Source organism: Microcoleus sp. Pol11C3 (genome assembly GCF_036701485.1).
Lineage (GTDB): Bacteria > Cyanobacteriota > Cyanobacteriia > Cyanobacteriales > Microcoleaceae > Microcoleus.
Map to the genome: position 1 here is coordinate 1 of NZ_JAUBQW010000074.1, position 12,376 is coordinate 12,376.

Below are 12,376 nucleotides of genomic sequence, written 5' to 3' on the forward strand. Positions count from 1 at the left end.
TATCTTTAGTTGAGTTTGAATATATCGGTCGCTCCTATTCATAGTTTGCGATCGATTATTCAGCAAGCCCTAATTATATCAGAGTCTTGATAATGATTTAGGATTGCTATAGGAGGCAAAAACGGCAATAATTATGGAAAAGATGACAATAAAAAAATCGTATTGAACAACGATTAATAGATTAGTTTCATAGAAATTTAGACTTGGACTATGGCTTGGAAGTTCTCTGGAGATTTAGCCTCTTGCGTGGTGCTGCCTTTGAGGTATCGTACCACCTCCTCGTAAATTTGACGGTTAATGCGATCGCCCCGACGACCATTTCCAGTTTAATGTCATAAATTTATTTTTTCTCTTGTATTGGCGATCGCTCTAAACCAATGCGGCTGCTTGAGGCTCTAACTTTTCTTCTAAAGCTAAGCCCGTCCGCTTCACCACCAACAGCGTAATATCATCAAATACTTTTTGAGTGCCGATATGTCGCCGTACATCGTCAATCACCGCTTGCTTAATTTCCCCAGCAGACAAATGCCAGTTTTTGCTAATGACTTCACACATCTGCTCAAGTCCATACTGTTTTTTCTTAATGTCTTTGGCTTCGGGAATACCATCGGTATATAGCACTAAACCATCTCCTGGCTGTAGTTCAATTGAAATGTGACTGATGAAATCAGCAATATCATCGTCGAGGGCGATGGGGAAGCCTAAATCCATTGTGTCGATACGTTCAATTTCTCCACCGTTTCGCACAATGATTGTTTCTTCATGTTGTCCGCTAATACTGACCCGTCCTTGGGAGTAATTTAAAATCGCCAAGGTGAGACTTTTCTCGGACTTCATGCGCTGCACATTTTTGTAGAGGGTGCGGTTGATCACATCCAGGAACCGAACCGGATCAGTTTCGCGGATTTCCTTGAGGGTACGAACGGCTGTTTGCGCCATCAGCATCAAGATACCGCTTTCGAGTCCATGTCCAGTAACATCACCGATGCCAAGAGTGACAATACCATCAGTGTTTAAGACCTCATAGTAGTCGCCTCCGACTTCATCGGCAGCCTCCATGTATCCCGCGATATCGAGTCCTTCAATTTCTAGTTCCTCAGCATTAGGCAGAATCATTTGCTGCATTTGGCGCACTATATCCAATTCAGCACCCATGCGGAGATTCTCTTTCTTGAGTCTCTCGTTGAGGGCGATGATTTCTTCGTTAGCAGTTGCTAGTTCTGCGGTGCGTTCTTTAACTTTATCTTCTAGGGTTTCAAACGATTCCTTCAGTTGCCCTGCCATGCTGTCGAAGGAATGTTCCAGTGTATCAATTTCCTCAATTTCAATAAAGTGAGTAGTGTCTACTCGGTTGTCGAGGTTACCAGCAGCAATTTCTTCAGCAGCTTTAGTGATTCGGATAATGGGAATGGTAATCGAGCGGGCAGTCAGGACACCGAGTACAATTGCCAAAGCTAGTGCTGCTAAACACAGTAAGATTGTGTTGCGGGTATTAACATTGATCTGCCCCATAAAATCGGACTCTGGAATCACCAGGACGACTACCCAGTTGAGTCCCAACTTATCTTGCCAAGGTGTGACAGACACAAATGTTTTTTCATTGTTAATTTTCATTGACAGCATTTGGGGGGTGCTGATCTGACCTAATGTGCCAAAGCGATCGCGCAACTGTTGAGCCGACTCCCGCAGCAGGGGTTCTTGGCTTTGAAATACACTCAGGCGTTGGGCTTTGCCATCGACTACTCTGTAGGGTTTCTCCTGGCTGGAACTGGCAATAATCATGCCATCCCGTTCCATGATGACAATTTTACCAGAGGAACTGATGTGTAAATTACGCAGGAAATCACTGATTTGGGACAGAAGGAAATCTACAGTCAGTACACCCCTCAATCGCTTCGATGAGTCATACACCGGGTAGGTAGAAACAACGGAAATGATCTCAGGGCGATCCACCCATTGATGGATGGGATTCCAGGTTGGTTTACCCTTAGCTACCGTATTTTTGTACCATCCATCTTCCCTGGGATTCCAGTTTCCCGTGGACACAAGTTTTTTTAGATTGCCCCTTTGGTCAAGGGAATAGCGTTTGGTCAGCGTTACATCGGATGCTTCTATCCTTTCTGTATATAGAGAACCATCGTCTCCTCGTTCAAGGGCGACACACTCTCCTTGCTGGCTACAGAACACAATGTTACTGAGCTTTTCAGACAACTTCATTTCCCGCCAAAAAAATAGTCTGGTTGTATCGAAATCCTCTGGGTTTAGCATCCCCAGGTCGATCGCCTGTGCATTAATTCCATTCACTTGTTGGGGTGTTGCTAGGTAGTTACTTAACTGCTGACTGACGCCGGTACTCACCTGATTACTGAGTTGGGTTGCTAAGTCATTAACGGCTTTTTGCCCATTGCGGAAGGAGAGATAACCAACTAACCCGACAGCCGCTACAATTTGCAAAACGAAGGGAACGACGAGGGCTGTACGGAGACGCAATTTACCAGAAGTATTTTTCACAGATTTCATGGGGATAGTGGTTAACGAAGAATAATTCACCCTTTCAGCATCGCTTCCAGTTGTTGCGGTGCGTTCTTAGGAGTTTCTACCTGTTGCTTCACAACCCGCAATGCAATATCATCACTGGCTTAGGGGGATACAAACGGCATTTTAATCCCACACAAAGCCTGCACTGGCTTTATATGAAGCTGTAGACATCCCTATTTTCTTGCAACCAGCAGATTTGTGGGATTCGCTCTCAGCAGTTTACAGGCAATATGCGCTGTATTATACAGATATTTGGGTCATCTCTGAAAAAGTTTTCCCTCGCCAGCGATACCAATCTGGCGGGAGAGATAGGGCACAAACTTCTCCTGCTATAGAAAGATTCAATAACACCCTGATGCCCAGAACCTCTCGCTATTCTAATAAAAACTTTGTTATTTAATAAAAAGCTCTCCAATACTCTGGGAGCTATTTGGTATTTTATCCATCATTACAAAACTTCTTTACACCTAAAAGTGTTTAGGATTTTTCCGGGCTATGCAGAAGGACCCAAAAATTTAAGTTGAGTAACGAAACTTGCCTTGGAATTTTGAGATAATTTACTCAGAATAGTCAATTTTAGCACAGTTGGTGGCAGAAGTTGTTCACGTAATTAAGAATCCAGTCAGTTTTATTTACAGCAAAATAGTTAATTTTAATCCATCTGTTTTATTTTATATTTCTCCAACCTGATTAAAAATTCCCCTAAATACTCTCCCGCATTCGCACCATAAATTCCATAAAATTTAAAACCTCTTAATCGGGCTTTTATCAAAAATGCAGAAAGAGCATAAATTTTGTTGAGCCGATAGGAGGTCTACAAACGTTTATCTAGTTTCAATAAATTATATTATTTATGTAGGGGCTAATTTCAGACAGCCCCTACATCATCTTTGCTCCCACTGGCTTATTTTTGCAGCGGATTGAGTTTCGTAACCGAGCTTTCCTTGGCATCTTCAGCGCTATCTTTGAGGAAACCAGAAGCATCCTTAAAGGCGGCGCCTACTCTCTCTAAAATATTGGCATCGGGATCGCTGCGATCGAATACGGGTTGAGCCTTAGCCGGCTGTCCGTCTGGCGCTTCTAATAGAGTTTTATCTCCGCCGAGTTCGAGGTCGAACTTGTCAGTTTCCATGGGTGCAGAACCCGGATAAAGCAGCTTTGAGGAATTAGATTCAGCGGTAGTCGAGGCCAGGAGTCGATCGCCTACGATAGACAAATCAGCCCGATTCTTTTCTGCTTGAGCAGGCGACTGATTTACTTTAGGATCGGTGGATGTTTTATAATTAGTATATCCATCACCACCGGCCTTGTGAGGGTTATTCATTCCTCCCATTTGAACGGGAGGATTCTCAGGTCGAGCACCTCGAACATCGCCCGCATTGCAAGCGGTGCTGGTAAACAGCAGCACACCTGCCATAAATACAGTCAAAAATTGACCGATACGCAGTCTTTTAAAAAAAGCAGTTACTGTGTTCACAAAATTTTCCCAATTGTTTACTACTACTTGTCAAGAGTAAAAATAAACTCCCCATGCCTGCCTCTAACGGCGGTGATATTTTGCAGCATATTTCTATCTATTTTTTTATAACTTTAGAGGGATTTAAAAAGTGCGACCGCCTTCGAGAGATTATTTGTGGGAGGACTAACACGCCGATATCTAGAAACCCGGTTTTTTTACCGGGTTTCTAGAGAAAGTTCGGTTGAGAAAATCGCGTACCCGACGGAGAAGAAAACGGCGGAGGTAGTTTGAAAGCGTAGTCTTCGGGTGCGTGCGTTCCAATAATTGCTCACAAAAGCTTTTGTGTTTTTGACCACGCCCAAAAACAGATACTTGCGAACGACTCCTGCCGTAGAGTTCTAAAAATTTTAGACTCTTGTTCCAGCAGCCAGATTCATCTGTGGAGTAATCTAACCTCTAAAATCTAAAATCTAAAATCCACTGACGCACCCTACCAGTTACTAACCTCACAACCCTACTGCTACTCTGGGAACTTTTCGACTTTCGCTTCAGCTTGCAAAGTCAGCACACCAGCTTCCACATTTAGCTGCTGAATTCGCAGGGACATTCCCTCCAGTTCAAAATTTCGCAAGTTTAAAACTTCACCAGCTTTGTCCGCCAAAGCTTCAGTTAACTCGGGGGAAAATTCCTTGTTTTCGGGATACTCGACATCCTGAAGAGAAATTGCCCAACCGCCCTCTGCGATCTGAGGTTTTGACGTAAAATAAATTTTTTCAGTTGAGGTAGTTTCCCGCACCAATACCTCAGCATTTAAAGCGATTTTTCCGGTTAGCAATTGGCACTCAATAGTTTTAACGTCTATTGTCTGCTGTTGTCCCTCAACAGTAACTTTTAAGTTTTTCAGTTTCCTGCTGATGTATTCGGAATTAAAAGCGCGGTTGATATCGCTTTCTGTTAAAACGGCGCGTGCCGCACCGAAGGCAGGCCCGTTCAGTTCAATTTTGCCAAACATAGCGGTCAGGGGATTGACAGCAATATCCTTTATGTGAATTTGCAAATCTTCCACGCGCAAATCTTGTTGCATTACCAACCCTGTGCCCTCAACTGCAACGGCCTCTACTGAACCTTGGGCTAGCTGGATCGGATCGGTGTTGACTGTGACAGACAAAGTTTCGGACTCGTCTAATTTGCTAGCAATAGCAATCTCGGCCACTTTGTCGATCGCCTGTTCCCCTAAACTCCTATTTTGTTGAAGCACGCTCAGCATTCCTAATAATATTGTTTTTAAAATAGTAGTTAATACCTAATTGAGTTAGCGTCTTCCTCTCGGGAGGTTTCTCGTATTAAAAAAACTCAGCCAAAGACAGAGGGTTTCTACAAAGTTGCTAAAAGTAGTAAGGTGTTCTTCGGCGCACCCTACGTTGAATCCGTTGCGAAGCGGTGAAAAATCAAAAACTCGGATTTTTGCTAAAAGTCTTTTCGAGAAGTTCGATCGCCCGCTACAATAAGTTAAGAGCCGGCACCGCCTTTTGTAATGAATCCAGAATCAACTCTCGCCAGACTACAAGCTACACTTCCCGACGGAAAACTGCCTTCTAGCTACGGGGTTTACTTCAAAAACACCCTAGTAGCCCTATGTCACGCCCTAGAAGACCACATTTTGCAAACCAGCGCCGGGGAAAATATCGAACTCAAACCCCTAGTTTTGGTGACGTTTCAGCAGGGAAAATGGTATTTACAGGAAGCCGATCGCTACCTAGATATTGCTAATGCTTCTCGGCGCGTTGTCATCGGTGCAGTAGCCGACAGCGGTTTCGCTACCCACAAAACCGGGCAATTAGAAAATGTATCTTTAATAAATCTTGATGAGATTGACCCCATAATCCAAGAATGGAATTTAATCATCCTCGCCCCGACATACAAAGCAATGGTGCTTTGCCGCGAACTTTCAGACCAGGAATACTTGCCCGAGGGCAAGCCAGAAGTAGATACAGAGCGAAAGTTCTACGGTTTGTGGTCGTTTGACCAGTCTTTGGTGTCGGCTGCTGCAGAAATTTTTATAGAACAGACGCGACATTACAACTCCCCCCTGGCCGACAGTTTGCTAGAAATGCACCACGAAATCCTGGCTACCAAAGGCCCGCCCTTGGCCGACATTAGTGGCGTGGTATCGCGGATAGTCACTTACCTGCAAAGTTCTCAGCAGCAAATGGTAGCAATTAACCGCCAAACCCGCGAGTTGTGGGAATTGGAAGGTCAAGCTTTACGCATCAGCCGCAATTTGAACGCTAACAAACTTCAAGCTTTTCTGCGGATGGCCCAGCGCGTGGACGAACGCGATACCTCAAATCCTACAGCGTCTTTGCAGGTGGCTGCTTTGTCGGAAACTTTGGGTCAACTGCTGGATTTGCCGGCTTTGCAGTTGCGGAGGCTGCGGCTGGCTGGATTGGTGTTTCGAGTCGGCTTAGTTTCTGCCCCGAATGAGGTGTTCGATCGCACTCCCGATGCTTTTGACCAAGCAACTTTCTCCTTTTGGCGCGATCGCAGTTTCATTGGTTCCCAACTGCTGCAAGCAATGCCGGAATTAGCACCTGTAGCGGAAATTGTCAAGCACCAACTCGAATATTGGGACGGCAGCGGCAGGCCCGAGGGTTTGCGAGCCGAAACCATACCCGTTGCTTCGCGGATTTTGGGGTTAGTCGCTGATTTTCAAGAATTGACTCAACCGCGTGGCGATCGTCCGGCTTTGAGTTTGAGCGAAGCTTTGGAACAGTGCCGCGAACTGTCTGGCACTCGCTTCGATCCGGCTTTGGTGGAAACTCTCAGCAACGTCGTCAGACTGACAGAAATGGGTTTGATGGAGTTACCAAACCGCCCGAGCCAACTGCCTAACGTGTGGTTGGAGGAGGGCGATCGAACGACCTCGGCCGCTCCGGCATTATAAAATAACTGGATTGTTGACTGTTGACTGTTGACTGTTGACTGTTAACTGTTGACTGTTGACTGTTAACCAACAACTGACAACCAACAACTGACAACTGACTAATGACTAATGACCTCGAAGCCATACGCAAAGGCAAAATTTTGATGTTGGCCGGCACTGATTTAGCCGGCCAAGACTTAGCGGGAGCCGATCTTGCCGATGCTAACTTGTCTCAAGCCAACTTGAGTGGAGCTAATCTCGCCGGCGCTAACTTGCAGCGGGCCGTATTGCGAGCCAACCTCCGAGGCGCTGACTTGAGTGGCGCTGACTTGCGAGGCGCAGATTTTCGGAATGCCGATTTGCGGGGGGCTTCCTTCGCTAACGCTTTAGTCCGCGATGCAAGTTTTGGGGGTGCTTTTTTGACGGCGGCATCCATCGGCAATTTGGATTTGAGCGGTGTCGATTTGCGAGGTGCCGATTTGCGGGGCGCTGCTTTGGCTAGGGCAATTTTGCTTGGTGCCGATTTGAGCCATGCTAATTTGTCCGGCGCTGATTTGTCGGGAGCTGACTTGGAAGAAGCGATCCTGAATGGAGCCGTACTGCGGGGCGCTAACCTGACGGGGGCTAATTTGCTTTGCGCCATGATCGAACAAACCGTTTGGGATGGAGCTTTGCTCGATCGCGCCTGTCTCCAAGGCACGCCCCTGAGCCTTTAAATTTCAACAATGTTGTTTTGAAGACAGACAAAAAAACAAGATCTGCTTATAGAGTGAATAAGCACAAGCGATTTTTACATTTCTTAATATAGGGTTATAATGGCGACTGTAGATGAGCAAACGAATAAATGGTAGCAGCTTTGTTTAGCGGTACATCCTTTCAAGGTCAAAGTGGCGATCGCCTTGTTAGTAAAGTAGCAGGAGCTGCGATCGCAGCCTTATTCAAGCGTTCTGAAAAGGCCGAGGCCAACATCCGAGTCGAACCAGTAGCCAAACTCTTGCAGGGAAGCATCGACGGTTTCGACTTTGTTGGCAAAGGTATGTTGATGTACAACGGCCTCCGCATAGAAGTGATGGAACTCTATCTGCAAGCACTCTCCATTGATTTTGGGGCGATTTTTGCAGGTCAAGTCAAATTGCGGCAGCCTACCCAGGCAAATATGCGAGTAGTCTTAAGTCGATCGGATTTAACCACCTCATTCAATACACCTTTTGTAGTTGAAAAACTCCAGAAGCTGAATTATCAAGAGCAATCTCTGCACTTTCAAAACACTGAAGTCAGCTTCGGAGCCGACAAATCAATTCGGCTTCAGTCCGAAATTACCGTAGGCGATGCCAGCGAACCCGTCAACATAGATATTACAGCTCAATTGCAAGTAGAAGACCGACGCAAAATCCAATTTGTCAGCGTTACTTACGGCGGTGACGGGCAAGCAGTAGACTTGGGTCAAGCTATAATTGCCCACGTAAATAACTTGCTAGACTTAGACAAATTTGCCTTAGAAGGCACTCAACTGCGAGTAGACCGCTGCCGAGTTCAAAACGACGAGCTGGTTTTCTACGGTTGGGCTGGTATCGAACAGTTCCCCAAAGGCAAGCGCTAAACCTCAGCCTGCTGAGGTGGCCAAATGAAATTTGTTTGAGGAATTTTATAGCTTAACAAAAAAACCCGCCCAGGCGGGTTTTGCTATTTTAGCGACAGTTGTTAAGCTGTGGCGCTGCTAGGGTAAGGTCGCGCTATAGCCTTTATGACAAAAATTGGGTGCACCGAAACCAGTGTTGCCAAGCTTCTTAAGTTTGATTTCATACCTCATCTAGCCAAGAAATGTTATTGCCGGCGTATTTACAGAACTAAGTTGTCGCGCATTTAATTAATCAACTACTCCGTACTTAAACTCTTGTGGGGTGGCCACTCCTAGCGCACCCTCAAGCTTAAATTTAAATGCAAAATAGTTGATTCACTGGGATTCTATTCTCGCCTCAAAATCAGCACTCAGATTGATGCGATCGCATAAATTACCTTGATAAAGTTAGATTGTCCTCAACCCAGAAACCGGGTTTGAAGGACTAAATTCTCTGGTAAAGGGCGATCGCCCGGAGTTGAACAACCCGGTTGATGAGAGTCGCGAGGGCGTAAGTCCTGTGAGAAAATAAATAACCCCAAAAGAGGAAAAATGCTCGGATTTTATTTATTTTGTATCTACGTCGCAGTATTGTCCGTGTTTGCTGGATCAAGCACCCGCAGGCCCGAGAAATGGTGGGTAGAAATTGTCACAGATTTGCCTCACTGTACCTACTATTTTGGCCCCTTCGACACCGACAAAGAAGCCTCCAGCAATATTCCGGGCTATGTCGAAGACCTTGAAAGCGAGGGAGCCCAAAGACTTAGCATCCGCATCAAACGGTGTCAGCCTTCGGAACTCACGATTTGCGATAGTGAATTCTCAGAGGGTATCGCGGCTTAAGAATTTTGATAGTCCAGATGCCAGAAACCGGGTTTTTCGACTAAAATACTCCGTCTATCACGAGGGGTATCTGTTAAATAACCCGGTTTCTGAGCGTCAAGAGTGCCTAAGTTTTGTTTGAGTTTTCAATTACCTCAAGCCTCAACAATAATATTAAGCATGATCTTGTCCAAATCCTTACTCTGCGGACTTTGTATTTGTAGTGGTGGCTTAAAAGTCGCCATCATCTCCACCAAAATGCAGATTTTAGCCAGCATTAACGGCCAAAAATAATCGGGGCTAAATCAGCACTGAGGACGAGCCGATCGCTCCGGTTGCATTGATAAATTTAGAACAGTAAAAACTACTTAAATCTTCCCAGAGGTAAATATGTTTGAAATCTCTATGTTGGGTATGTTTTTCACGGCATTGTGGGTGCTAGCTCAACCTACTAGCAGCACTCGACGCGACGAATGGTGGGTAGAAGTGGATACTGATTCGCCAAAGCGTACCTATTACTTTGGGCCCTATGACAGCAGACAGGAAGCTTCTGACAGATCGACCGGTTACATCCGAGACCTAGAGAACAAAGGAGCTAAAAAAATTACCATCAACCTCAAACAAGGTAGCCAACCTACTCAGCTAAGAGCTAGCGAAGAGTCTTGAGAAGGTTGGAAAGTGCCAATTACGGGCGAAGAAAAGTTGATTTATTAACAGGGTTTTTTTCAAATGAGATCGCGATTGCATACAGTAGGGACACAACAATGCTGTGTCCCGAGGAAATACTGAAGAAATAATTTTCTTTGCGTCCGAGAAATGCACGCTTTTTCAAATTAGCATCTGATTAAGATTACTGCGGGGATTAAAAGTGCGAGTTGCTTGGATTTTTTCATAGCATTCGCGTTCTACAGTGCTAATTTCTTTCGGTGGCACGATCGCAATTTTTACCAACAAATCAGTCCGCTCGTTTTTCTTGGGTTTCGGCCATCCTTTGCCCCGCAACCGCAAAGACTGACCCGAACGAATCCCGGCTGGAAATTTCACAGTGATCATACCTTCAGGCGCCGGCACTTCAATTGAAGCTCCCAACACCGCTTCGTCGGGAGTTATCGGCACTTCGCAGACCAAATTCTCTCCCTCAAACTGGAAGAAAGCGTGAGGCAAAACTTCTAATTTTAGGTACAAATCTCCTTGCTGCTTCGTGTACGGGTCAACTTGACCTTTGCCTTTTACCCGAATTTTGCTGCCGGTTTTGACTCCCGCAGGAATCGAAACTTCGCCCGTGGCGACTCGCTTGGAAGTGCCACGAAATGCTTCCCCCAAAGTCAGGGAAATCGCCACCTCGGTGTCGAGAGAGCTTCCTGCGCTGCGGTTTTCGTACCCCGCGAAATCTTCAAATCCGCCAAAACCTGTGGGCCCGCCGCTGCTGGTGCGGTAGTTGCTGTAATTCCACTTGGCGTTGCGGGCATTACCCGGACTACTACCTGCGCGACCTAGCAAGGCATTGATAAATTCGTCAAAACTGCCGTACTCGCTAAAGTCAACCCCGCCAAAGTCTACATTCGTAGCGCCCCCGCCTGGCCATCCGCTTGGAGTTGTGGCAGCTTGCTTCCAGTATTGACCGTATTGGTCGTATTTTTTGCGTTTTTCTGGGTCGGAGAGCACTTCGTAAGCTTCGTTTACTTCTTTAAAACGAGCTTCGGCTTCTTTGTTCCCGGGGTTCATGTCCGGGTGATATTTCCGGGCTAGTTTGCGGAAAGTTTTTTTAATTTCGTCAGAGCTGGCAGTTTTGTTGAGTCCCAAAATAGCGTAATAGTCTTTAAAATCTGTTGCAGCCATTAAGCAATCCCCTCTTTATTAGTTGTTATTTGTTAGTTGTTAGTTGTTAGAAAGAATAAATGCCAAATTAGCCGCAGGATGGCGCATTAGTATAATGCCAGGAGCCGAAGTGCCTGCGGCATCTCATTCAAATTATAGGTTATCAAAGGTTTGGACTCGATCGAGTTCGGTTGTTGCTTGGCGTTCGATCGCAATTTCCGCACTCCGCCGCTGTTTGAGATTTTATAGCATTCGGCTCTCTCGTGCACAAGGGAGCCGGAGCAGCCGCCTCTAGAAATGCTTTTGGCATTCGACAGCAAAAACAATGCTTTCATCAATTAAGGAACGTCCTTACCCTATAGGCCGTTGCTATACCTGTGAGCTTTGAGACGGTGAAACTCCTGTGGCGAAAACTTTTGGGGAGTTATGAGGCAAAGGGCGTTCGGGAAGCCGCAGCCCGATTGAGGTGAGGCGGGGAAAGCTGCTGCTGTTGCGGGCGCGAGCCCAGGAAAGTTGACTGGCGCGGACGATCGATCTTTTTTTGTGGCGCCGTGCGATCGAACTTGTCGATCTGAGCTTTTCACTCAATGCAAATCTTAGAAAGTTCTCATCAGCAACTCTGGTCTAATCTGCTGCCTGAATTGTGACCAACTTATACCTTAAAACGCGCAGTAATTCCACAAATTTTCGATATATTTTTTCCTCACCCCAGACCACTACTATAAAATTTTATTTTTACAACCTCTGAATAGATTTAAATCCCACTAATATAACATAATTCCTCCTCTGTCTGTTAGCTAAATCACACATTTTTATAAAACATTAAGATAGGATAGTAGAGCGATCAGCTTTTAACGCTACTAGGGTGCTAACATTATGAATTATTTGCTAAGTTGGCCTTGTGGCTGCTGCGACGATTGGAAAGATAGTTCCGAGAGTTCTGTTGTACTCAGAAACGGGCAGCGCATTTGTCAGTCGTGCTACCAGCGCAAATACAAGAATCAGAAGCTATTCGCCAGACGCAGGCGAGCGGACATATCTGTATCACGGCAGACGCTAGCAGAGACTATCCCTTATTAATTAATCTGCGCTGCTTTGAATAAAGCGGAGTATTTCGACAACCTAAACCAGCGGTTGCCCTTAATAATGAACTAAAAAAAAGAATTAATTTCGTCATCAGTCATCAGTCATCGGTCAT

General features: G+C 45.6%; 10 protein-coding genes and 1 pseudogene. 5 read left to right on the plus strand and 6 right to left on the minus strand.

The genetic code is table 11. From position 1 onward, the window contains the following. Positions 1–369: 369 nt before the first annotated feature. The 4 genes and pseudogenes from QUA40_RS29040 to QUA40_RS17235 all read right to left on the minus strand — a co-directional run bounded on the left by QUA40_RS29040 (position 370) and on the right by QUA40_RS17235 (position 5,255). Positions 370–1,512 (minus strand): PP2C family protein-serine/threonine phosphatase, encoded by a 1,143-nt coding sequence (locus tag QUA40_RS29040; protein ID WP_445301157.1) that lies wholly within the window; start codon positions 1,510–1,512, stop codon positions 370–372. A 207-nt stretch (positions 1,513–1,719) separates the two neighbouring features. Beyond that, positions 1,720–2,520 (minus strand): annotated as a pseudogene (locus QUA40_RS29045) (cache domain-containing protein); the annotation flags it as partial. Between the two features lie 922 nt (positions 2,521–3,442). Beyond that, a complete protein-coding gene (locus QUA40_RS17230; RefSeq protein WP_333127903.1) occupies positions 3,443–4,015 on the minus strand; it encodes a DUF6658 family protein in 573 nt (190 codons plus the stop codon). A 502-nt stretch (positions 4,016–4,517) separates the two neighbouring features. Then, positions 4,518–5,255: a DUF2993 domain-containing protein gene (locus QUA40_RS17235; RefSeq protein WP_333127905.1), complete on the minus strand. Its 738-nt coding sequence runs from the start codon at positions 5,253–5,255 to the stop codon at positions 4,518–4,520. Between the two features lie 276 nt (positions 5,256–5,531). Here QUA40_RS17235 and QUA40_RS17240 point away from each other — a divergent pair, with 276 nt between their 5' ends. The 5 genes from QUA40_RS17240 to QUA40_RS17260 all read left to right on the plus strand — a co-directional run bounded on the left by QUA40_RS17240 (position 5,532) and on the right by QUA40_RS17260 (position 10,026). Further along, positions 5,532–6,941, plus strand: a complete 1,410-nt coding sequence (locus QUA40_RS17240) for an HD domain-containing phosphohydrolase (protein WP_333127907.1) — start codon at positions 5,532–5,534, stop codon at positions 6,939–6,941. Positions 6,942–7,042: 101 nt separating this feature from the next. Next, positions 7,043–7,636 (plus strand): pentapeptide repeat-containing protein, encoded by a 594-nt coding sequence (locus QUA40_RS17245; RefSeq protein WP_333127909.1) that lies wholly within the window; start codon positions 7,043–7,045, stop codon positions 7,634–7,636. Positions 7,637–7,764: 128 nt separating this feature from the next. After that, the gene (locus tag QUA40_RS17250; protein ID WP_333127911.1) at positions 7,765–8,520 is read left to right on the plus strand and encodes a DUF2993 domain-containing protein; all 756 of its coding nucleotides are present in this window, start codon (positions 7,765–7,767) and stop codon (positions 8,518–8,520) included. Positions 8,521–9,090: 570 nt separating this feature from the next. Then, positions 9,091–9,381, plus strand: coding sequence for a DUF1816 domain-containing protein (locus QUA40_RS17255; RefSeq protein WP_333127913.1), 291 nt, complete (start codon positions 9,091–9,093; stop codon positions 9,379–9,381). A gap of 369 nt (positions 9,382–9,750) precedes the next feature. Then, the gene (locus QUA40_RS17260; protein WP_333127915.1) at positions 9,751–10,026 is read left to right on the plus strand and encodes a DUF1816 domain-containing protein; all 276 of its coding nucleotides are present in this window, start codon (positions 9,751–9,753) and stop codon (positions 10,024–10,026) included. A gap of 162 nt (positions 10,027–10,188) precedes the next feature. On the opposite strand, the gene QUA40_RS17265 is transcribed toward QUA40_RS17260, so the two are convergent. Beyond that, complete coding sequence (locus tag QUA40_RS17265; protein WP_333127917.1) at positions 10,189–11,199, minus strand: J domain-containing protein; 1,011 nt, start codon at positions 11,197–11,199, stop codon at positions 10,189–10,191. Positions 11,200–11,547: 348 nt separating this feature from the next. Continuing rightward, positions 11,548–11,766, minus strand: coding sequence for a hypothetical protein (locus tag QUA40_RS17270; RefSeq protein WP_333127919.1), 219 nt, complete (start codon positions 11,764–11,766; stop codon positions 11,548–11,550). Between the last annotated feature and the right edge of the window lie 610 nt (positions 11,767–12,376).